Here is a 20,255-nt window from a genome sequence, read left to right as displayed (position 1 = left end):
GCGTCGGAAGGCGTTCCGCGATGTCGATGACCCTGGTGCAGGTCGTGGTGAGCGGCCTGCTGCTGGGCGCCGTCTATGCGCTCTTCTCGTCGGGCCTCACGCTGATCTGGGGCATGATGAACGTCGTGAACTTCGCGCACGGCGATTTCGTCATGCTGGGCATGTACACCGCCGTCATGGTCTGGACCGCGCTGGGCGGCGGGCCGTGGGCCTCGGTGCCGGCCGCGGCCATGGTGATCGGGACGCTCGGCATCGCGAGTTACTTCCTGCTGGTCCGCCACATCATGCGCGGGCCGATGCTGGCGCAGATCCTGGGCACGTTCGGGCTGGCGCTGTTCCTGCGCTATGGCGCGCTGTGGGCGTTCGGCGCCAACTTCAAGACCCTGCCCGACGACCTGGTCGGCCATTCGTTCATCCTGGCCGGCATCCGCTTCGAGGGATCGCGGGTCCTGGCCGGCGCTGTCGGTCTCATCGTCACGATCCTGCTGCACCTGCTGTTGACCCGCACCTCGATCGGCAGCCGCATGCTGGCCGTCTCGGAGGATGCGACGGCGGCGCAGCTCATGGGCATCCGGCCGCAGCGCATGCAGGCGCTGGCCTGGGGCATGGCGGGCGCGGCGACCGGCATCGCCGGCGCGCTGATCGCCACGTTCTTTTACACCTCGCCCACGGTCGGCGAGACCCTGGCCATCGTGGCCTTCGTCACCGTCTCCCTCGGCGGCTTCGGCAGCGTCATGGGCGCGCTGGTCGCGGGGCTGCTGATCGGCGTGGTCGAATCGCTGTCGGCCTACCTGATCGGGCCGGTCTACAAGGACGTCATCGTCTACATCCTGTTCGTGCTGGTCCTGTGGTTCCGGCCGCAGGGCCTGATGGGCAAGGCATGAACGCGCGTCGTCTCTTCCAGATCGCGCTGGTCGTGCTGGTGCTGGCCTATCCCTGGCTGACCCTCGACTCGCCGGTCTACGGTCGCCTCGGCGCGCTGGTGCTGCTGGCCGCGATCGGCGCCTCGGCCTGGAACATCGTCGGCGGCTATGCCGGCCAGGTCTCGGTCGGCCATTCCGTGTTCTTCGGCATCGGCGCCTATTCGGCGGTGGTGGCCTATGTCCATCTCGGCCTGCCACCGATCGCCGGCGCGCCGCTCGGCATGCTGCTGAGCGTCGCCGTCGCCGCGGTGATCGGCGTGCCGACGCTGAAACTCTCTGGCCACTATTTCAGCATGGCGACCATTGCCGTCGCCGAACTGGTACGCGTGCTGAGTTCGACGTCGGAGTTCTTGGGCGGGGCGCAGGGCCTCGGAGGCCCGCCGATCCCGCGCAGCGTCCTCGATCTCTCGTTCATCTCCGCGACGCCCTATTACTACATCTTCCTCGCCGTGCTGGCCGGGCTGCTGTGGCTGACGCATGCGATCGAGCGCGGCCGCATGGGCTTTTATCTGCGCGCCATCAAGGACAGCGAACGCGCCGCGCGGTCGCTGGGCGTCGCGGCGGGCCGCTACAAGCTCTACGCTTACATGCTGAGTGCCGCCTTCACCGCACTGGCGGGCTCGCTCTATCTCACCATGTTCGGCTTCGTCGATCCGGAGTCCGGTTTCGGCATCCTGATCTCGGTGAAGATGCTGGTGATGGCCGCACTCGGCGGCGCGGGCCAGCTCTTCGGGCCGCTGGTCGGCGCGCTGATCCTGGTGCCGCTGGAGGAGCTGTCGAACTCCTATCTCGGCGGCAAGGGCGCCGGCATCACCTTCGTCGTCTATGGCGCGATCATCGTGATCATCGCGCGCTTCCTGCCCGCGGGGCTGCTGTCGCTGGTCAAGCCGCGTCGTGCTCCGGCGCCGCCCCCAGCGAAGGTTGTGGACGGCCATGCTGATTGAAGCGCGCAGCGTCACCAAGGCGTTCGGCGCCTTCAAGGCGGTCGACAATGCATCGGTCAGCGTCGAGGAGGGCGATATCCTCGGCCTGATCGGCCCGAACGGCGCCGGCAAGTCGACCTTCTTCAACTGCCTGACCGGCGACCTGCCGCCGACGGCCGGCAGCGTGCACTTCGCCGGTGTCGACGTGACGCGCGATCCGCCGGAGGCGCGGGCACGGCTCGGTCTCGCGCGCAGCTTCCAGGTGCCGCTCACCTTCGAATCGATGTCGGTGCTCGAGAACACGATGATCGGCGCCATGCTGCGCCATCCCAAGGCCGCCGATGCGCGCGCCAAGGCGCTCGACGTGCTGGACAAGGTCGGTCTCGCGCGGCTGGCCGAGCAGCCGGCCCGCAGCCTCGGCACACCGGGGCGCAAGCGCCTGGAGATTGCCCGCGCACTGGCGTCGGAGCCCAAGGCGCTCTTGCTCGACGAGGCGATGGCCGGCCTGACGCCGACCGAGGTGCGCGAGGCGATCGAGCTGGTGCGCCGCATCCATGGCGGCGGCATCACCATCGTGATCGTCGAACACATCATGGAGGTGATCGTCTCGCTGACACGTCGCGTCGTGGTGTTCCATCAGGGCCGCGAGATCGCGCGCGGCACGCCGCGCGAGGTGACGAGCAACCCGGTGGTGATCGAGGCCTATCTCGGCCGCCGCAAGGTGAGGCACGGATGAGCGCGCCATTGCTCAGGATCAGCCACCTCGAAGTGCGCTACGGCGACCTCATAGGCGTGGCCGACGTTTCGCTGGAGGTCCCGAAGGGCGCGGTGGTGGCGCTGCTGGGCTCCAACGGCGCGGGCAAGACCACGGTGCTGAACGCCGTCGCCGGCATCGCCACGGCCTCGGCCGGCACGGTCGAGTTCAAGGGCGAGAACATCGCGGGCCAGCCGGCCTATGCGATCGTGCGCAAGGGCCTGGCGCTGTCGCCCGAGGGCTGGCGGCTGTTCGCGCAGCAGAGCGTCGAGAACAACTTGCTGCTGGGCGCAACGCCGCTCGCCGACCGCTCGCGCATCCCGCGCCTGCTCGATCGCGCCTACACGGTGTTCCCGCGGCTCGCTGAACGGCGCCTGCAGCGCGCCGGCACCATGTCGGGCGGCGAGCGCCAGATGCTGGCGGTCGCGCGTGCGCTGATGAGCGAACCGGAGCTGCTGCTGCTCGACGAGCCGAGCCTCGGCCTCGCGCCGGCCATCGTCGATGTGATGTACGACAGCTTCGCCGCCCTTCACAAAGAGGGGCAGACCATCCTGCTCGCCGAACAGTCGGTCGATCTCGCCCTCGAAGCGGCCAGCCACGCCTACGTGCTGCAGGTCGGCCGCACGGTGCTGGAAGGCCCGGCGAAGGAGATGCTCGACAATCCGGATGTGCAGCGCATCTACCTGGGTGTCGAGTAGGGCGACCAAAAATAATTCCGTCGTCTCGACCGGAGCGCCGTAGGCGCGCAGCGGAGAGACCTCCGCTCCACCAAAAGCCGGCTTGATCGTGGAGAGAAGGTCTCTCCACTCCGCCGCGCTACGCGCGGCTTCGGTCGAGACGACGGAGTCTTTTATTGTCTACCGCAACGTCGGATCGAGCTTGTCGCGCAGCCAGTCGCCTAAAAGGCTGATCGAGAGCGTCGTGACCACGATGGTCGCTGCCGGGGCCAGCATGATCCACGGCGCGTGGCTGATGTATTCGCGGCCGTAGCCCACCATGTTGCCGAGCGAGGCGAGCGGCGGCTGGACGCCGAGGCCGAGGAACGACAGGCCGCTTTCCAGCAGGATGATCTCGGGGAAGGTGAGCGTCATCGACACGATCAGGGTCGAGGCGATGTTGGGCAGGATGTGGAGCCCGTAGATGCGCGCGGGGCTCGCGCCAAGCTGGCGAATGGCGGCGGCGTAGCCCTGCTCGTTGGCCGCGAGCGTGAGGCCGCGCGAGATGCGGGCGTAGCGTTCCCACGAATGGAAGCCCATCAGCGCGATGAACAGCGGCAGGCTGTTGCCTAAAAAGGCCAGCACCGCGAGCGCGATGATCATGAAGGGCATGCTGGCCTGGAAGTCGATGGCCATCAGCACGATCTGCTCGACGTACTTGCGGAAGTGCGCGGCGAGGAAGCCCAGCGCGGTGCCGAGCGTGGCGGCGATGATCGTGCCGAACAGTGCGATCAGCAGGCTCATGCGGATCGACATGATGAGGCGCGAGAGCACGTCGCGGCCGAGCTCGTCGGTGCCCAGCACATGCGCCCAGGTCCCGCCCATCAGGACCGGCGGCGCCAGCCGCGCCTTGAGGTCGAGGGCGGTAAATGAATACGGCCGCAGGAAATCCGCGCCGAGCGCGGTCACGATCATCAGGACGAGCCAGGCGATCGCCAGGATCACCCCGAACGGTAGCGTGAGCAGGCGGCGGCGAACGGGGACGGCGGGGAGTCTTTCGGCGATGGCCATGGTCGTTCCCGTCAGTGCGCCGCGGCGGTGCCGCGCACCCTCGGATCGAGCCAGCCATAGGCGAGATCGACGGTGAGGTTGGCCATCACCATCCAGGCCGCGATCACCATCAGGATCGCCTGCACGATGGCGAGGTCGCGGTTGGCGACGGCCGAGACCAGCAGCCGGCCGATGCCGGGCCACGAAAAGACGCTTTCGACCACGACGGCGCCGGCCACCAGGCTGCCGACCATGAAGCCCACGATGGTGACGGTCGGGATGGCGGCATTGGGCAGCGCGTGCCGCGTGACGACCGTGTGCCAGGTCACGCCCTTCGCCGAGGCGGCGCGGATATAGGGCTGGCCCAGCACTTCGAGCATGGCCGAGCGCGTGAAGCGCGCCATGATGGCGGCACCCCCGGTGCCCAGCGTCAGGATCGGCAGGATGGCGGACGAGAGCCCGTCGCTGCCGCTCGCCGGCAGCCAGCCGAGCTGGACGGCGAAGACCAGCACCAGCAGCAGCGCCAGCACGAAGCTCGGCATGGTGAAGCCCGCGACCGAGGCCGCCATGGTGAGGCGATCGGCCATCGAGTTGCGATGGAGCGCGGCATAGATGCCGGCGGGAATGCCGAGGCCGATCTTGAGCGCCAGCGCCGGCAGGGTGATGGCGAGCGTCGCGGGTACGCGTTCCATCACGAGGTCGATGGCGGGTCGGCCATCGCGCATCGACTTGCCGAAGTCGCCGGTCAGCGCGTGGCCGATATAGGCGAGATACTGTTCCCAGATCGGCTGGTTGAGGCCCCAGGATTCGCGAAAGGCCGCGATCGCCTCGGGTGGCGCATCGACCGACATGATCATCAGCGCCGGATCGCCGGAAAGGCGCAGCACCACGAAGGCGAAGGTCATCACGAACAGGATGGTGAGACCGGCGCGCAGCAGCCGCGAGGTGGCGAACATCAGCATCAGGCGGCGACCTGCAGGGCGGGCTCATGCACGCGATGGCAGGCGACCATGCGGCCACCGGAGAGAGGCTGCAACGTCGGTGCCTCGGCGCGGCAGTGCGCGGTGGCGAAGGGACAACGTGTGTGGAAGGCGCAGCCCGACGGCACGTTCACCGGATTGGGCGGATCGCCCTGCAGCAGCATCTTCTCGCGCTTCGGGCCGCCGCCGAAACTCACGGTCGGGATCGCCGCCACCAGCGCACGCGTATAGGGATGCGCCGGCGTGGCGAACAGGCTCTCGGCCTCGCCCTGCTCGACGATGCGGCCGAGATACATGACGGCGACGTCGTGGCTCACCTGGCGCACGACCTTGAGATCGTGGCTGATGAACAGATAGGCGATGCCCAGCCGTTCCTGCAGGTCGAGCAGCAGGTTCACCACCTGCGCCTGGATGGAGACGTCGAGCGCGGAGATCGGCTCGTCGCAGACCAGCAGGTCGGGGCTCGTCATCAGCGCGCGCGCCAGCACGACCCGCTGGCGCTGGCCGCCCGACAGTTCGTGCGGATAGCGTTCGTACTGATGCGGCTGCAGGCCGACCGATTCCATGGCGGCCCGCGCGCGCTCGCGGCGCTCGGACGGCGAGACCTGTTCGTGGATGGCGAGCGGCTCCTCGATCTGCGTGCCGATCGGCAGGCGGCGGTCGAGGGCGCCCAGCGGATCCTGATAGACCATCTGGATATGACGGCGCAGGCCGCGCCAGGCGGGAGTGCCAACGGCGGGCAACGGCTCGCCGCGATAGCGCACCGTGCCGGAAGTCGGCGGCACCAGGCCCAGCACCAGCTTGCCGGTCGTCGACTTGCCGCAACCCGACTCGCCCACCAAGCCAAGCGTGCGGCCGCGTTCGAGGGTGAAGGACACGCCATCGACCGCGCGCAGGGTTGCCTTGGGGGCGAACAGCCCCTGGCCGGTGCGGACCTGATAGTGACGCCTGAGGTCGTTGGCCTGAAGCAGCGCGCTCATTCCGCGGCCTGCGGCAGGGCCCATACGGAGACGCCGCGCTCGATCGGACGATGGCAGGCGGCGGCATGGAGGAAGCCGACGGAGCGCGACGGCGGCGGGACGGTCGCGCAGCGCGTCTCGGCCACGGGACAGCGCGGCGCGAAGCGGCAGCCGGCCGGCATGTTGCCGGGCTCCGGCACGGTGCCGGGGATGGCGGCGAGGCGGCGGCGCGGGCCAGTGAGGGCCGGCAGCGCCGCGAGGAGGCCTTGCGTGTAGGGATGCCGCGCCGCGCCGAACAGGTCGGCGCCGGGCGCTTCCTCGACGAGGCGGCCGGCATACATGACGGCGACGCGATCGACGTTCTCGGCAACGACGCCGAGATCGTGGCTGATCAGGATCAGCGCCATGCCGGTGTCGCGGCGGATGCTGCCCAGCAGCGCCAGGATCTGCGCCTGGATGGTGGCGTCGAGCGCCGTCGTCGGCTCGTCGGCCACCAGCAGGTCGGGCTGGCCGGCCAGCGCCATCGCGATCATCACGCGCTGGTTGAGGCCACCGGAGAGAAGATGCGGATAGTCGGCGAGACGACGCCTGGCATCGGCGATGCCGACCTGGTCGAGCAGGCGCAGCGCCTCGGCTTCGGCCGCACGTCCGGCGAGCCCGCGATGCAGGCCGAGCGCCTCGACGAGCTGGCGGCCGATGCGATGCACCGGATTGAGACAGCTCGACGGGTCCTGGAAGATCATCGCGATGCGACTGCCGCGCACCTGCTCAAGCGCGTTGCGCGAGGCGCCGACCAGCTCCTGCTTTTCGAGCTTCACCGAGCCGGTCACGCGCGCCTTGGTCGGCAGCAGGCCGAGTGCCGCCAGCCACGTCACGCTCTTGCCCGATCCGGATTCGCCCACGATGCCCAGCGCTTCGCCGGGCGCGATTTCGAGGCTCACCCCGTCGACGGCGCGCGAGACCTGCGCGCCGTTGGCGAAATCGACCGTGAGGTCGCGCACCGCGACGAGAGGAGCGGTCATCGCCCCGTCCTCAGACGGAGAAGTTGTTGGCGCGGAACTCCATGGCGAAGGACGGCGAGGCCTTCCACTTGATGTCCTTCCGCTTGGCCGTGAAGGTCGCGTTCTGGTGCAGCACCGTGTAAGCCGGGTCTTCGCGCTCGCAGATCTCGAGCATGCGCTTGAACATCGCCTTGCGCTTGGACATGTCGGTTTCGACTTCCATCGCGACCGAGAGCTTGTTCATCTCCTCGTTGGCCCATTCGCCGACCTGCTGCTGCTGCCCCTGCGGACCGTGCTGCGCGACGATGGAAGAGATCGGGTCGTTGAAGCCGGCGCTGTTGGACCAGTCGCGCACCGCGCGCGGGCTGTTGGTGTCGAACACCTGCTGCCAGTTCTCCTTCATCTCGATCTGCACGTTGAGGCCGGCGGCGCGCCACATCTCGACCAGTACCTGCGCCGTCGAGACCTGGTTGGTGTAGTAGTTGTTCAGCAGGCGGTAGGGGATCGGATCGCCCTTGTAGTTGGCTTCCTTCAGCAGCGCCTTGGCCTTGGCGAGATCGTAGGCCGGCACCGACCAGTTCTCGACGAACATCGGGCCGTAGAATTCCCACTGCAGGCCCGGCGGCACGCGGGTGCGGCCCGACCACAGCGCATCGACGATCGCCTGACGGTCGATCGCGTGCGTGAAGGCCTGGCGGATGCGCGGATCGGCGAGGCGGGGATGGTTCTTGTCGAACACCGTGATGCGGTGATTGACGATGGTGCTGCCCAGCACCTCGAACTTCGGGTTCTTCTCGATGCCGGGGATCTGGTCGGGCGGCACGTCGCAGATGAAGTCGAACTGGCCGGCGAGCAGGCCGTTGATGCGGGTCGCGACCTCAGGGACCACGACGATGCGCACGCTCTTCAGCGGCGGGCGGCCGCCCCAGTAATCGTCGTGCGCGTCGAGGGTCAGCGACTGGTCGGCCACGAACTCGCGCACCTTGTATGGACCGGTGGCGACCGGCATGCGCGCCCAGTCGAGCCAGCTCTTGGCTTCGTCGTAGGCGCGGCGCGAGACGATATCGCTGCCGAGGCGGCCGATGCGGCCTTCCATGGTGACGTCGGGCGTGCGGTTGACGAAGCGCACGGTGTACTTGTCGACGGCCTCGACCTTCTCGAGTGCCGGGAACAGGCGCTTGGCGACGGCCGGCACTTCCGGCGGCAGGTTCTTGCCCTGCACCGCGTCGCGGATCAGCACCGAGGTGAACAGCGTCTTGTTCGAGGTGATGTCGTAGTCCGGCCCGAACATGCGCTCGCGACTGAAGGTGAAGACCACGTCGTCGGCGGTCATCTCGTCGCCGTTGTGGAACTTCACGCCCTTGCGCAGGGTGAACTCGACGGTGCGGTCGTCGAGGCGCTTCCAGCTCTCGGCGAGGCCCGGCACTTCTTCCAGCTTGCCGAGCAGGTCCTGCATGATCAGGCGCTCGAACATGAACGAGAAGGCGCGCTGGCCGACGTTCGACTGCTCGCGCAGCGGCTCCAGGGCGGCGCTGTTGGCGATCTGCTGCACTGCGATGGTGATGCTGGGCCGACGGTCGGCCTGGGCCAGCGCGATGCGCGGCAGGGCGAAGCTGGTGGCGGCGAGGCCAGAGGCGGCGATCAGGCTGCGGCGGCGCAGGAACATATGGTGTGAACTCCCCTCGAAAGCGAGCGCGCACGCTAGGTCGCTTCCGTGAACGGGAGGTTTCCGTTCGGTGACGCTTCGCGTGCTGCGGTGCGGGAGATCATCCACCGATGTGCAAAAGCGTCCGCCAGATGTTCATGCATGGACTAGGAGAGCAGGTGGGAGGCGCGTAGATTCATTTCCGGCAATTCGGGGAGAGAGAACATGCCGATCACCAATCGTCTTTATGCAGAATTCCTCGGGACCGCCTGGCTGGTGCTGGGCGGCTGCGGCAGCGCCGTGCTGGCCGCGGGCTTCCCGCAGCTCGGCATCGGCTTCGCGGGCGTGGCACTGGCCTTCGGTCTCACCGTCCTCACGATGGTCTATGCCGTGGGCGGCGTCTCGGGCGGTCACTTCAACCCGGCCGTGACGGTCGGCCTGGCCGTCGGCGGCCGCTTCCCGATGGGCGAGGTCATCCCCTACGTGGTCGCGCAGGTGCTGGGCGGCATCGCGGGTGCGGCCATCCTCTACGTCGTGGCGACCGGCAAGGCGGGCGCCGAGATCGGCGGCTTCGCGACCAACGGCTACGGCGATCGTTCACCGGGCGGCTACGGGCTGACCGCCGCGCTGGTCATCGAGGTCGTGATGACCTTCGGCTTCGTGACGATCATCCTGGGCGCCACCGACAAGAGGGTCACGCCGGGCATGGCCGGCCTCGCGATCGGCCTGGCGCTGACGCTCATCCATCTGGTGAGCATTCCCGTGACCAACACCTCGGTGAACCCGGCCCGCAGCACCGCGCCGGCGCTGTTCGTCGGCGGTGCGGCCCTGTCGCAGCTCTGGCTGTTCTGGGTGGCGCCGTTGCTGGGTGGCGCACTGGCGGGCGGTGCCTACGGGCTGCTGCGCAGCAAGGACTGACGGGGCGGTCCTGCCGATGTAGGGTGGGGGCTCAGCCCCCGCCAACGAAGGACGATCACCCATGCTCATCAAACGACTCGTCACGCTCGCCCTGGTCGGGCTGATGCCGCTCGCCGCGATGGCCCAGCAGGACGTCGAGGTGAAGTTCCGCTTCAAGGAAAACCCCAACAGCGTGTCGGGCTGCATCCAGGCCGACCCGTCCTTCACGCGCGAGCACACGTTCCAGATCGCGAACGGCCAGGTCGAGTTGAAGTCGGCTGGTGGGATCGACGTCAAGATGAAGCCGATCCGCGACAAGGTCTATCAGGGCAATTTCGATCTGGGCATGATGAACCTGACCTACACGGCCGACCTCGGCGCGACGCCGCCGACCCTGGTTGCCCAGAACCGCGACGGCAGCTGCAAGTGGAATGCCGTGAAGGCGTAGGCGTCACGGTCTTCGCCTTCAAGCGATAGAGGTCATGAAGCAGGCACGGCGATCGATTCCATTCAGCATCACCATGCTGATGCTGATGGCGCTGGTCGTCGTGCCGCTCACCTCGGTGCTGCTGTGGCTCGGTTGGCGCTCCGTCACCCTGCTGGAACAGCGCAGCGCCGACCAGCGCGTGTCGAATCTCGAAGCGGCGGTCGAGGGTTTCCTCACCGACGGATTGCATGTGGTGGTTTCGGTCGGCCAGACGCTGGCCGAAGGGCCGAGCTTCAACGCCACGGAAAACCCGCTGGTCGAAGAGGAGCGCCGGCGTCAGCTCGTCGCCATGCTGGGACGCCACCCGGCGGTGCAGTCGGCCTTCGTCGGCTATGGCGACGGCAGTTTCATCTACGCCGGAAGGCCGGGAAGCCTGACCATCGCCCAACGGCTGGAGTATGACGCGCCGGACGGCGAGTCGATCATCGTGCGGGTGATCGAGGCGGGCGCGCCGCCGCGACAGGAGACCTACTGGTTCTATCTGCCCGACGGCAGCCGCACCAAGGCCCAGACGACGACCTCGTATTTCGATGCCCGCACGCGGCCCTGGTACGTCGACGCCATGCGCGCCAAGGCGGCGATCCTCACCGAGCCCTATCGCTTTGCCCAGACTCCCGACGCCGGCATATCCGCAGGCATCCCGCTGCACAGCGGCCTCGGAGTCGTCGGCTTCGACTTCACCTTGCGCACGCTGTCCGAACTCCTCACCGCCTACAAGATCACGGAGAATTCGGTGATCGTGGTCGGCCATTCCGGCGGTGGGGTGGAGATCGAGTCCGCTCCCTGTGCGCCGACGCTGCCCGGATGCCTGCCGAGCGACGAGCTGGTCCGCAAGATCCTGCACAAGGCCGTGCAGGAGGCGATCGACACCGACACCAAGATCGACCGTCAGGTCGAAGCGGGCGGCCATGCCTATCGCCTGATCGTCCATCGCATGCCGCTGCTGCTGGGACAGCGGTTCGTGATCGCCGCCGCGGTGCCGATCCTCGAACTCACGGCGCAGTCGCAGGTGTTGCTGCAGCGCGCCGGCATCGCCGCGGCAATCGCCGTGGCGCTCGCGGTGCTCGGCGCACTGGTGGCGTCGCTGGTCCTCTCGCGTTCGATCGCGCGCGTCACGCTCAAGACCGAGCGCATCCGGCAGCTCGACTTCTCCGAACAGCAGCCCATCCACAGTCGCATCACCGAGATCGTGCGCCTGTCGGACGCGGTCGAGAACATGCGCGAGGGGCTGGAGATCTTCGGACGCTACGTGTCCAAGGACCTCGTGCAGCAGATCATGCGCTCGCCCGAGAGCAGCGGCGTCGGTGGCACGCGCCGCGAGATCACCGTGATGTTCACCGACATCGAGGGCTTCTCGCTGCTCAGCGAGACGATGGAGCCGGAGCTGCTGACCAGCCGCCTGTCGCGCTACTTCGAGGCGCTGGGCTCGGCCATCTCGGCCAATCGCGGCATGATCGACAAGTATATCGGCGACAGCATCATGGCCTTCTGGAACGCGCCGGAGACCGATCCAGAGCACATCGCCAATGCCTGCCGCGGCGCACTGCAGGCCGCCGCTGCGGGCCGCGCGCTCTCGGAGAAATGGCGCGATCGCGGTCGCCCGGGCTTTCGCACGCGCTTCGGCCTGCACACGGGGCCGGCGGTCGTCGGCAATGTCGGCGCCCGCGAGCGCATCAACTACACGCTGGTCGGCCAGGTCGCGAACCAGGCCTCGCGCCTCGAAGGCATGAACAAGGTCTACGGCACGGAGATCCTGGCGAGCGGCGAGATTGCCGGGCCGACCGCCGAGCTCTTCGTGTGGCGCCACATCGACCGGGTGATCGCGGTCGGCACGACCGAGGCGCACGATGTCTACGAGCCCCTGGGCGAGATCGAGGGCCGGGCCGAGCATGCGTCCTTCCTCGCCGCCTGGGATCGCGCCCGCAAAGCCTATGTCGCAGGCCGCTTCGACGAGGCGCTGGCGGGATTCCGCAGCGCCGCGGCGATGCGTGAGGAAGACGCGCCCTGCCGGATCTTCATCGAGCGCTGCGAGAGATTCCAGAAGGACGGTGCGCCGCCGGACTGGGACGGCACCTGGCACATGGACCAGAAGTAGGAATCACCTTCCTCCCCATTCAAATGGGGAGGTGGCGGCGTCTTACGCCGGCGGAGGGGTCATGAGCCTCGTGTGATTACTCTTCCTTCGGCGCTCCCGGACATCGCTTTGCGATGTCCTGACGCTCATTAGCCGAGCTTCGCTCGGCTAGAAACGTGCCGACAGTCGCCCGCTGAACACGTGTACCGGACCGCGCACGGTGTTGTAGGCGGGATTCACCAGGAGCTGGTAGTCGGCGGTGGCGATGAGGCCCTTCACGAGCTGGAAGGCGTAGTAGGTTTCGACGACGGCCTCGGAGGCGTAAGAGAGCGCGCCGTCGCCGACCAGCACGCCGAGACCGCCATTCGCCAGATAGCTGCTGTGATCGGGCGACAGGGAATTGAGCGCGCCCGCGATGCCGATGCGGTCGTCGGGACGGCCCCAGCGCGTGCCCTTGATCGACGCGCCCAGCGAGAGGCTCGAGTCGATGTCGGTGAAGGCCATGATCTCCGACGCGCCGTTGTTCCAGCTGAAGCGGCCGAACAGGCCGACATCGTCGGTGATCTCCTGCTCGAGATTGAGATAGAAGCCGTACTTGGTGCGCCCGCGCCGCGTCTGGGCGATCGTGTCGTTGGCCGTCAGGCCGGGCGTTTGCGCCGCCAGCGTCACAGCCTCGCTGTAGGAGCCGGAGAAGGCGCTGTTCATCCAGGTGCCGATCTTCATCGCGCCCGGCCGGTCGAACGGCCGGTAGCGCAGCTCGAGTTCGCCGACATAGCCGCCGCGGGAAAACAGCGCGAGGTCGAAGGTGTTGGCATTGGGCTGGTTGCCGACCAGGAAGTAGCCGGCGCGCACCGCCCAGTCCGGCTTGTTGAGTTCGGCGGTAAAGCCCCAGGTGAGCCCGAGACGATCGGCGGGATAATCGAACGCGCCCGACGCCCAGATCGACCAGTTGAGGAAGTCGACCCGGGGGTCCTCGGCGTAGGTGTTGCCGTCGAAGATGTCCTTCACCGAATACTTGCCGGCCTGCAAGGTGACGCGCGAGACGTCGCGCTCGCCGGAGAGCTGGCCGTATTCACCTTCGACCTTCTCGCGCTCGCCGCCCAGCCCGATCTCCTGCCGCAGGAACAGGCGCGAGGTGTTGTAGCGCGGGTAGGGGAAGTTCGACTTCTGCGCCTCGCCGTTGGGATAGCCGCCGGCGCCCGTCGTGTTGGCGACGCCGAAGCCCTGCAGGAATTCGGGATTGTAGTAGAACTCACCGCCCTCCCAGAGGCGCACGCCAAGAAAGGCCGAGACCGTCCAGGTCTCGCGACTCTGGCCCTCGGGCGGCAGGCTGTTGGCGCCTGAATAAGAGGCCGGGATCGGCGGATAGCCCTGGAAGATGAACGTCGACTGGCCGTGGATCTCCCACGAGCCGGGACCGCGATCGGGCTTGTCGTCCTGCGTCTCTTCGCTGGCGCCAAACTTGTAGTTCAGGCCGACCCGGAACCGGTGCAGGTCGTAGAGCGAATCGTAGCGCGCGGGAGCGGCGAAGACGAAGCCGTTCAGCGGCAGGCTCGTATAGAGATACTCGGCCCGCGCCGACCATTTCGAATCGAGTCGATAGTCGACGCCGGCGCCCAGCGCATAGCCGACGCGGACGTTGCTTGGAGTCGCGGCATCGTTGCCGGTCGTGAGGTCGATGCGGTCCGAACGCGTGCTGGCCCAGGCGATGCCGCCGCTGACGAAGGGCGTCCATCTATCGATCGCGTAGCCCACGCGCGCGCGCAGGCTGGCGAGATATTCGAGCTGCTGGTTGGCGGCTGCCGTCGAGGTCGCGCGATAGGACAGGACCTGCGCCAGGTCCTCGGCGCTGGCAAAGGACATGTCGAGTTCGAGGCCGAGCATCAGGCGCGAGGGGAAATAATGCTCGTAGCCCGCCTGCACGCCACCGAAGAACGCGCCGTAGGGCGTCGTGCCGCCGGCCGTCGCACCGGGAACCGGATCGGCGAACGCCGCGGTGGCCGTGCCGAACAGGTAGCCGACATGGCCGCCGGCGTAGAAGCCCGAACGCGGCGTCGCGGGATCGTCAGCCATCGCAGGTGAAGTGAGCAGAAGGGCAGCCGTCATCGCGACGAAGTATCGTCGTGCCGTGGCGCCTGTCTGCGCCGTGCAGGGGGACCGTCTGCCCGTCATCGGCCCCCGATATCACGGCGACGACGATCAGGCCCTGCGACGATTTCAGAAGCGGATGGTTACACCCAGGGTGAAGAACTTGGTGTTCACCGTGTCGTAGGTCGTGCCCGCGAGCAGGTCGAAATCGAACCTGGGATGGGCGGACGGCGTGTAGCGCAGGCCGATCTGGTTGCCGATGATGCCGGGCGAGCGGCCGAAGGCTTCCATCATCAGCGTGACGTCCCAGCCGACATCGACCTCGACCTGGCCGCCCCAGAAGAAGGCCGTGGGATGGTCGCTGCGCAGATAGCTCCAGCCGCCGTTCACGTTGATCCTGAACTTCTCCGTGACCGGAATGGTGACCAGGGCGGTCAGTCCGGCGAGGCCGAGATCGCCCGTCCGCGCATTGACGCCGGCATTGAGGCCAAGCCCGAAGCCCACGCCCTTCGACGAAGGTTGGAAGTTGATCTTCATCTGCGGCCCGATCAGCGGCCCGTTGATGGTCTGGTCCCAGTAATGTGCGTAGGCCACGCCCATTTCGAGCCAGGGGATCGCGAGGGCGGTGCAGGCGGGGGCGACGTTGCCGTAGCCGTCGCCCGGCACGAAGTCCGCGACCCAGAGCTCGACATGGCAGGTCCCGGGCGTCTCGACCTCGGAGTCGTCGACGACGTGAGCGCCACCGGCGGCCAGGGTCGGGCCGGCGAACACGGCGGCGGCCACCCACAGTAGAGTGGCAATGAAGATGCAGTAGCTATTACTTTTCACGCGGCCAGAAGGTCGCTCAGGACTGTTACGCGCGCAAGTCGCTTTAGCGGCTCATCAGCGTCCGCACGTGGGTTGCGACGGATTCCGCCAGAGCGGCGAGGTCGTAACCGCCCTCCAGGACGGAAACGAGGCGGCCGCCGGCGTGCCGGTCGGCGATGGCCAGCAGCTCCTCGGTCAGCCAGACGAAATCCTCGGTCTCGACGTCGAGCTGCGCCAAGGGATCGCGGCGATGGGCGTCGAAGCCCGCCGATACGATGACCAGCTCGGGCGCGAAATCGTCGAGGGCCGGCAGGAGGCGTTCGCTCCAGGCCGCCCGGAACTCGGCGCTGCCGCTGCCGGCCGGCAGGGGCACGTTGACGACATTGCCCGCGATGCCCCGCTCGCGCGGCGAGCCGGTGCCGGGATAGAGCGGATACTGGTGGGTCGAGGCGTAGAACAGGTCCGGGTCGGTTTCGACCACGGCCTGGGTGCCCTGGCCGTGATGGACGTCGAAGTCGATCAGGGCGATGCGCTGGAGCCCGTAGGCGGCGCGGGCATGCAGCGCGCCGATCGCTGCATTGCTGAACAGGCAGAAGCCGCCGGGCACGTCGGGTGTCGCGTGATGGCCGGGCGGTCGCACGGCGGCGAAGGCCGTGCGGTCCTCGCCGCCCAGCACGCCGTCGACCGCGGCGATCACGGCGCCCGCGGCGTGGCGGGCGGCGTTGGCGCTGCCGGTGCTCATCACCGTGTCGCCATCGACATGGACGAGCTCACCGGGCGGCGGCCGGATGCCGAGGATCGCGTCGACATATTCCTGCGGATGGACCCGCGTGAGCTGCTCGATCGTGGCCTCGGGGGCCAGCAGGCGGGTGAGGCCCGCGAACTCCTCGTCGGCCAGGGCCGCCGTCACCGCGCGCAGCCGGTCCGGCCGCTCGGGGTGGTAATCGCCCGTGTCGTGCTCGAGGAATGACGGATGGCTGATCAGCAGCGTCATGCTTCCCCCTCTAGCGCGCTTCGTCGATCTGCGACAGAGTCGTCCGCAACCCGTCGTTCGCTGTGAGGTTGTTTTGTCCATGTTGCGCTCTCTGGCCGTCGCCGCCCTCGTCCTCTTTGCAGGGCAGGCCTCCGCCCAGGAAACCACCTTCCGGCTGAAGAATTCGATGCAGTATCCGATCTCCCAGCTTTCCGTGTCGCCGACCCAGCTCAACATGTGGGGACCGAACTTCCTGCGTCCCCCCATCATCAAGCCGGGCGAGGCGCGCGAGGTCTCGTTCCGGGGATCGCCCGACTGGTGCATGGGCGACCTCAAGGTGACCTTCGCCGACGGCGGTCCGCCCGCCGTCTGGGGCTATCTGAACCTCTGCACCCTGGACAAGATCGCGCTCCACTACGACCGCATGAGCGGCATCACCACCGCGCGCTACGACGAGTAAGGAAGCGAGAACGACCATGGACAGCCTGCCGGGCCTGCCGTTCGACAACAGCTACGCAAGGCTGCCGGAGCGGTTCTATGCCCGGCTGCCGCCGACGCCGGTCGCGGCGCCGAAGCTGGTGAAGCTGAACCGGGCGCTCGCCCTGCAGCTCGGTCTCGAGCCTGAGGTACTGGCCTCGCCCGAGGGCGTGGCGATGCTGGCCGGCAACAAGGTGGCGCCGGGCTCCGAGCCGATCGCGCTGGCCTATGCCGGCCACCAGTTCGGAAACTTCGTGCCGCAGCTCGGCGACGGTCGCGCCATCCTGTTGGGCGAGGTCGTGGATCGCGACGGCGTGCGCCGCGACATCCAGCTCAAGGGCTCGGGCCCGACGCCGTTCTCGCGCAGCGGCGATGGCCGTGCCGCGGTCGGCCCGGTGCTGCGCGAATACATCGTGAGCGAGGCGATGGCGGCACTCGCCATCCCGACGACGCGCTCTCTGGCGGCGGTCACGACCGGCGAGCCGATCTGGCGCGACGGCGAACTGCCTGGCGCGGTGCTGACAAGGGTCGCGTCGAGCCACATCCGGGTCGGCACTTTCCAGTTCTTCGCCGCACGCAGCGACACCGAGGCGTTGCGCCTGCTCGCCGACCATGTGATCGCGCGGCACTATCCCGAGGCGCGTGACACCGCAGCACCTTATCGCGCGCTGTTCGAGGCCGTGATCGGACGACAGGCGGCGCTGGTCGCGAAGTGGCTGCTGGTCGGCTTCATCCATGGCGTGATGAACACCGACAATTGCTCGGTCGCCGGCGAGACCATCGACTACGGCCCCTGCGCCTTCATGGACGCCTACAATCCCGAGACGGTGTTCAGCTCGATCGATCAGGGCGGGCGCTATGCCTACGCCCACCAGCCGAGCATCGCGCACTGGAACCTGGCGCGTTTCGGCGAGACGCTGCTGCCGCTGCTCGACGAGGACAGCGACAAGGCGCTCGCCATCGCCAACGAGGCGCTGGGCACCTATCGCGCGCGCTATGTCGACGCGCTGATCGGCGGGCTGCGCCGCAAGCTCGGCCTGTTCACCGAGGAAGAGGGCGATCCGGCGCTGGCGCAGGACCTGCTCAACGCGATGACCGACGCCCAGGCCGACTTCACCCTGACTTTCCGCCGCCTGGGCGATGCCGCCGCCGATCCGGCGCGCGAAGGCGAGGTCCGCCGTTTGTTCGAGGCCAAGCCCGAAGCGTTCGACGCCTGGCTGCCGCGCTGGCGCGAACGTCTGTCGCGCGAGCCGCAGGACGGCGCTGCCCGCCGCGCGGCGATGCACGCGGTCAACCCGATCTACATTCCGCGCAACCATCGCGTCGAGCTGGTGCTTGCGGCCGCCGCCGAGCGCGAGGACTACGCGCCGTTCGAGGAACTGCTCGCGGTGTTGGCGAATCCCTACGAGGAGCGGCCGGGCTTCGAGGCCTATGCCGAGCCGGCTCCGGACCAGGGGACCTACAAGACCTTCTGTGGGACGTAGAGAGAAGACGAATTGAGGTCGACTCTCAGAGCCTCCGTCGTCTCGACCGGAGCGCGAAGCGCGGAGTGGAGAGACCTTTTATCGACTAAAAGCCGGCAAATGGTGGAGAGAAGGTCTCTCCACTCCGCCTCGCTGCGCTCCGCTCCGGTCGAGACGACGGGTTCGTACTATCTCAAATATTGATCGCCGAGGGCCCCGCGTCCTTCCAGTCGATCCATTCGTCGAGCTTCATGAACCTTCCATCGTCGACGCCGATCTCGCGTTCGATCAGCGTGTTCAGCTTGGCGTTCATGATCGCGATCAGGTCGCGGTTGCGCTCGAAATCGTGGGCCAGGTTCACGACCTCGTCGGGATCGTTCACGAGGTCGTAGAGTTCGAGGTCGTTGTTGGCCTTGAGCTCTTCCAAGGTCGTCGGCGTGTTGAAGCCGCGGAACGAGAAGTAGCGGCTGAACTTGTAGCGTTCGTCGACGATGGAGCGGATGCAGACGCGCAGCTTCCAGTCGATCGGGAACGATTCGATCTTCTTGAACAGGTCCGAGCGCGCGATCGATTTGTCCAACAGCGTATCGTAGAGCGTCCGCGTGAACGTTTCGTCGTGGACCATGAGCTGGCTGTAGCAGAACAGCACGCCGCCGCGGCGCTGCGTGAAGGCCGGATCGGCAGGCTCGCGTAGCAGCGGCGAGAAATCCTGCCCCTTCATCTGCGCCATCGTGTCGGCGACCGGCGCCGTCGGCTTGCCGGTGAGGGCCACGATGGTCGGCACGAAGTCGAGATGCGACGTCGTCTCGAGGCAGCGCTGACCGCCCTTGATCTCGGGATGCACGACCAGCATCGGCACGTGGTTCTGCTGGCGGTAGGCCGTCGTGCCCTTGCCCTGCAGGCCGCCATGACTTGCGAGCAGATCGCCATGATCCGACGTGAAGATCACGATGGTCTTGTCGGTGAGGCCAAGCTGGTCGAGCTGCTCCAGCACCTGCACGACCTGCCGATCGACATCGCGGATGGCATTGAAGTAGTAGTTCTGGCGCAGTCGCATGCGCCATTCCTCCTGCGGGATCAGTCCCGTCAGGACGGCATTGGCGCCCTTGTAGATGCGATGCGCCGGCACGCGGTCGGGCGTGTCGAGCGACTGCTGCCAGGTCTTCTGCAGCGGGATGTCGTTCCATTCCTGCCGGTAGAACGAATCGTTCGGCGGGTAGGCGATGTTGAGCTTGGCCTTGACCGCCTGTTCCGGAGGCTGGCCGGGCTTGTCGGTGTTCACCCACATCACGTCGTGCGGGTTCACGAGATTGACCGCGAGAAACCAGGGCTGATTCCTGTCAGTCATCGGCCGGCCCTTGGCCTTCAGCCACTGGATGCCCTGCGCCGCGGTGATCTGGTCGTACTGGTAGCCGCCTTGGGCTCCTTCGATGAAATCGCCTTCGCCGGTGTAGTCGTAGAAGCCGTAGTCGCGATCCATCATGGTCTCGAACAGCGCCTTGATGTCGCCGGCGCGGTTCTCCATCGCCATCGCGCCGTTCAGGTGCCACTTGCCCTTGTAGGCGGTGTAGTAGCCGAGCTTGCGCAGGATCTTGCCGATGGTCGGCAGCCTGGGATCCAGGCTCTTCATGTAGGGCACGCCGGCATTGTCGAAGATGCCGTTATGCGGCGTGTGCAGGCCGGTATAGATCACCGCCCGCGAGGCCGAGCACATGTCGGACGCAATTTGATGATTCTCGAAGTAGGTGCCGGTGGCGCGCAGCCTTTCATGTCCGGGCAGCGGGATGGGCCAGCGCGGGCCCATATAATGTTCTTGGTCGGTCAGGATGAAGAGGATGTTGTAGCCGCCGTCGTTCGATCCCGGCGCGTCGGCCGACGGGAAGGACGATTGCGTGCCGCCGGTGATGCGGGCCTGCGTTTGCGCCTGTGCGGGCGTATCGCAGGCGGCGCCGGCCGCCGTTGCGGCAACAGCCGCAGCGCCCGTGATGAAAGTCCTGCGGGATGAATTGGTCACGACGCCCCTTTAACCGACTGCTGCAACAAAGGTCTGCAATATTTTCACCGGCGGTGCGATGAATTGCGTTGACGGGCTGCGACG

The 20,255-nt window shown here is 67.4% G+C and carries 18 protein-coding genes; 9 read left to right on the top strand and 9 right to left on the bottom strand.

The genetic code is table 11. The features are described 5' to 3' along the window. Window positions 1-20 precede the first annotated feature (20 nt). From AC1RP5_RS27320 to AC1RP5_RS27305, 4 genes are read left to right on the top strand one after another with little or no spacing between them, the layout of a single operon-like run. A complete protein-coding gene (locus AC1RP5_RS27320) occupies window positions 21-884 on the top strand; it encodes a branched-chain amino acid ABC transporter permease (RefSeq protein WP_493115956.1) in 864 nt (287 codons plus the stop codon). Continuing rightward, window positions 881-1,867 carry a branched-chain amino acid ABC transporter permease gene (locus tag AC1RP5_RS27315; RefSeq protein ID WP_493115955.1) on the top strand — a complete coding sequence of 329 codons (987 nt, stop codon included), beginning with the start codon at window positions 881-883 and terminating at the stop codon, window positions 1,865-1,867. Before AC1RP5_RS27320 ends, AC1RP5_RS27315 begins: the two co-directional genes overlap by 4 nt. Beyond that, complete coding sequence (locus AC1RP5_RS27310; RefSeq protein ID WP_493115954.1) at window positions 1,857-2,582, top strand: ABC transporter ATP-binding protein; 726 nt, start codon at window positions 1,857-1,859, stop codon at window positions 2,580-2,582. Before AC1RP5_RS27315 ends, AC1RP5_RS27310 begins: the two co-directional genes overlap by 11 nt. Further along, window positions 2,579-3,298 (top strand): ABC transporter ATP-binding protein, encoded by a 720-nt coding sequence (locus AC1RP5_RS27305; RefSeq protein WP_493115953.1) that lies wholly within the window; start codon window positions 2,579-2,581, stop codon window positions 3,296-3,298. The genes AC1RP5_RS27310 and AC1RP5_RS27305 overlap by 4 nt, the downstream gene beginning before the upstream one ends. A 159-nt stretch (window positions 3,299-3,457) precedes the next feature. Here AC1RP5_RS27305 and AC1RP5_RS27300 read toward each other — a convergent pair whose 3' ends face one another. The 5 genes from AC1RP5_RS27300 to AC1RP5_RS27280 are packed head-to-tail and all read right to left on the bottom strand — an operon-like array spanning window position 3,458 to window position 8,912. Beyond that, a complete protein-coding gene (locus AC1RP5_RS27300; RefSeq protein WP_493115952.1) occupies window positions 3,458-4,327 on the bottom strand; it encodes an ABC transporter permease in 870 nt (289 codons plus the stop codon). A gap of 11 nt (window positions 4,328-4,338) precedes the next feature. After that, window positions 4,339-5,268 carry an ABC transporter permease gene (locus AC1RP5_RS27295; RefSeq protein WP_493115951.1) on the bottom strand — a complete coding sequence of 310 codons (930 nt, stop codon included), beginning with the start codon at window positions 5,266-5,268 and terminating at the stop codon, window positions 4,339-4,341. Further along, complete coding sequence (locus tag AC1RP5_RS27290; protein WP_493115950.1) at window positions 5,268-6,266, bottom strand: ABC transporter ATP-binding protein; 999 nt, start codon at window positions 6,264-6,266, stop codon at window positions 5,268-5,270. The genes AC1RP5_RS27295 and AC1RP5_RS27290 overlap by 1 nt, the downstream gene beginning before the upstream one ends. Then, the gene (locus tag AC1RP5_RS27285) at window positions 6,263-7,267 is read right to left on the bottom strand and encodes an ABC transporter ATP-binding protein (protein WP_493115949.1); all 1,005 of its coding nucleotides are present in this window, start codon (window positions 7,265-7,267) and stop codon (window positions 6,263-6,265) included. Before AC1RP5_RS27285 ends, AC1RP5_RS27290 begins: the two co-directional genes overlap by 4 nt. 10 nt (window positions 7,268-7,277) lie before the next feature. Then, window positions 7,278-8,912: an ABC transporter substrate-binding protein gene (locus AC1RP5_RS27280; protein ID WP_493115948.1), complete on the bottom strand. Its 1,635-nt coding sequence runs from the start codon at window positions 8,910-8,912 to the stop codon at window positions 7,278-7,280. Window positions 8,913-9,116: 204 nt separating this feature from the next. On the opposite strand from AC1RP5_RS27280, the gene aqpZ reads away from it, so the two are divergent. The 3 genes from aqpZ to AC1RP5_RS27265 all read left to right on the top strand — a co-directional run bounded on the left by aqpZ (window position 9,117) and on the right by AC1RP5_RS27265 (window position 12,370). After that, on the top strand, window positions 9,117-9,809 hold the full coding sequence (gene aqpZ / locus AC1RP5_RS27275) for an aquaporin Z (protein WP_493115947.1): 693 nt from the start codon (window positions 9,117-9,119) through the stop codon (window positions 9,807-9,809). A 61-nt stretch (window positions 9,810-9,870) separates the two neighbouring features. Next, window positions 9,871-10,236, top strand: coding sequence for a hypothetical protein (locus tag AC1RP5_RS27270; protein WP_493115946.1), 366 nt, complete (start codon window positions 9,871-9,873; stop codon window positions 10,234-10,236). 34 nt (window positions 10,237-10,270) lie between these two features. Next, window positions 10,271-12,370, top strand: a complete 2,100-nt coding sequence (locus AC1RP5_RS27265; RefSeq protein WP_493115945.1) for an adenylate/guanylate cyclase domain-containing protein — start codon at window positions 10,271-10,273, stop codon at window positions 12,368-12,370. A gap of 147 nt (window positions 12,371-12,517) precedes the next feature. On the opposite strand, the gene AC1RP5_RS27260 is transcribed toward AC1RP5_RS27265, so the two are convergent. The 3 genes from AC1RP5_RS27260 to AC1RP5_RS27250 all read right to left on the bottom strand — a co-directional run bounded on the left by AC1RP5_RS27260 (window position 12,518) and on the right by AC1RP5_RS27250 (window position 16,238). Next, complete coding sequence (locus tag AC1RP5_RS27260) at window positions 12,518-14,455, bottom strand: carbohydrate porin (RefSeq protein ID WP_493115944.1); 1,938 nt, start codon at window positions 14,453-14,455, stop codon at window positions 12,518-12,520. A gap of 111 nt (window positions 14,456-14,566) precedes the next feature. Next, window positions 14,567-15,265, bottom strand: coding sequence for a PA4824 family protein (locus AC1RP5_RS27255; RefSeq protein WP_493115943.1), 699 nt, complete (start codon window positions 15,263-15,265; stop codon window positions 14,567-14,569). A gap of 43 nt (window positions 15,266-15,308) precedes the next feature. Next, window positions 15,309-16,238, bottom strand: coding sequence for a histone deacetylase family protein (locus AC1RP5_RS27250; protein WP_493115942.1), 930 nt, complete (start codon window positions 16,236-16,238; stop codon window positions 15,309-15,311). A gap of 79 nt (window positions 16,239-16,317) precedes the next feature. Here AC1RP5_RS27250 and AC1RP5_RS27245 point away from each other — a divergent pair, with 79 nt between their 5' ends. Both AC1RP5_RS27245 and AC1RP5_RS27240 read left to right on the top strand, forming a co-directional pair. Further along, window positions 16,318-16,677 carry a hypothetical protein gene (locus AC1RP5_RS27245; RefSeq protein ID WP_493115941.1) on the top strand — a complete coding sequence of 120 codons (360 nt, stop codon included), beginning with the start codon at window positions 16,318-16,320 and terminating at the stop codon, window positions 16,675-16,677. Window positions 16,678-16,693: 16 nt separating this feature from the next. Then, complete coding sequence (locus AC1RP5_RS27240) at window positions 16,694-18,178, top strand: protein adenylyltransferase SelO (RefSeq protein ID WP_493115940.1); 1,485 nt, start codon at window positions 16,694-16,696, stop codon at window positions 18,176-18,178. A 172-nt stretch (window positions 18,179-18,350) separates the two neighbouring features. Here the strand turns inward: AC1RP5_RS27240 and AC1RP5_RS27235 are convergent, their stop codons facing one another. Next, a complete protein-coding gene (locus AC1RP5_RS27235) occupies window positions 18,351-20,171 on the bottom strand; it encodes a sulfatase family protein (RefSeq protein ID WP_493115939.1) in 1,821 nt (606 codons plus the stop codon). Window positions 20,172-20,255 lie beyond the last annotated feature (84 nt).

The sequence above is a fragment of the Reyranella sp. GW821-FHT12G01 genome (assembly GCF_058806575.1).
Note: the sequence above shows the minus strand (reverse complement) of the source record. Positions and strands in the feature narration are given on the sequence as shown.

Bases quoted from the DNA above. Each gene is read 5' to 3' on its own strand.
- AC1RP5_RS27320 (WP_493115956.1), top strand. From the start codon at position 21: ATGTCGATGACCCTGGTGCAGGTCGTGGTGAGCGGCCTGCTGCTGGGC.
- AC1RP5_RS27315 (WP_493115955.1), top strand. From the start codon at position 881: ATGAACGCGCGTCGTCTCTTCCAGATCGCGCTGGTCGTGCTGGTGCTG.
- AC1RP5_RS27310 (WP_493115954.1), top strand. From the start codon at position 1,857: ATGCTGATTGAAGCGCGCAGCGTCACCAAGGCGTTCGGCGCCTTCAAG.
- AC1RP5_RS27305 (WP_493115953.1), top strand. From the start codon at position 2,579: ATGAGCGCGCCATTGCTCAGGATCAGCCACCTCGAAGTGCGCTACGGC.
- AC1RP5_RS27300 (WP_493115952.1), bottom strand. From the start codon at position 4,327: ATGGCCATCGCCGAAAGACTCCCCGCCGTCCCCGTTCGCCGCCGCCTG.
- AC1RP5_RS27295 (WP_493115951.1), bottom strand. From the start codon at position 5,268: ATGCTGATGTTCGCCACCTCGCGGCTGCTGCGCGCCGGTCTCACCATC.
- AC1RP5_RS27290 (WP_493115950.1), bottom strand. From the start codon at position 6,266: ATGAGCGCGCTGCTTCAGGCCAACGACCTCAGGCGTCACTATCAGGTC.
- AC1RP5_RS27285 (WP_493115949.1), bottom strand. From the start codon at position 7,267: ATGACCGCTCCTCTCGTCGCGGTGCGCGACCTCACGGTCGATTTCGCC.
- AC1RP5_RS27280 (WP_493115948.1), bottom strand. From the start codon at position 8,912: ATGTTCCTGCGCCGCCGCAGCCTGATCGCCGCCTCTGGCCTCGCCGCC.
- aqpZ (WP_493115947.1), top strand. From the start codon at position 9,117: ATGCCGATCACCAATCGTCTTTATGCAGAATTCCTCGGGACCGCCTGG.
- AC1RP5_RS27270 (WP_493115946.1), top strand. From the start codon at position 9,871: ATGCTCATCAAACGACTCGTCACGCTCGCCCTGGTCGGGCTGATGCCG.
- AC1RP5_RS27265 (WP_493115945.1), top strand. From the start codon at position 10,271: ATGAAGCAGGCACGGCGATCGATTCCATTCAGCATCACCATGCTGATG.
- AC1RP5_RS27260 (WP_493115944.1), bottom strand. From the start codon at position 14,455: ATGACGGCTGCCCTTCTGCTCACTTCACCTGCGATGGCTGACGATCCC.
- AC1RP5_RS27250 (WP_493115942.1), bottom strand. From the start codon at position 16,238: ATGACGCTGCTGATCAGCCATCCGTCATTCCTCGAGCACGACACGGGC.
- AC1RP5_RS27245 (WP_493115941.1), top strand. From the start codon at position 16,318: ATGTTGCGCTCTCTGGCCGTCGCCGCCCTCGTCCTCTTTGCAGGGCAG.
- AC1RP5_RS27240 (WP_493115940.1), top strand. From the start codon at position 16,694: ATGGACAGCCTGCCGGGCCTGCCGTTCGACAACAGCTACGCAAGGCTG.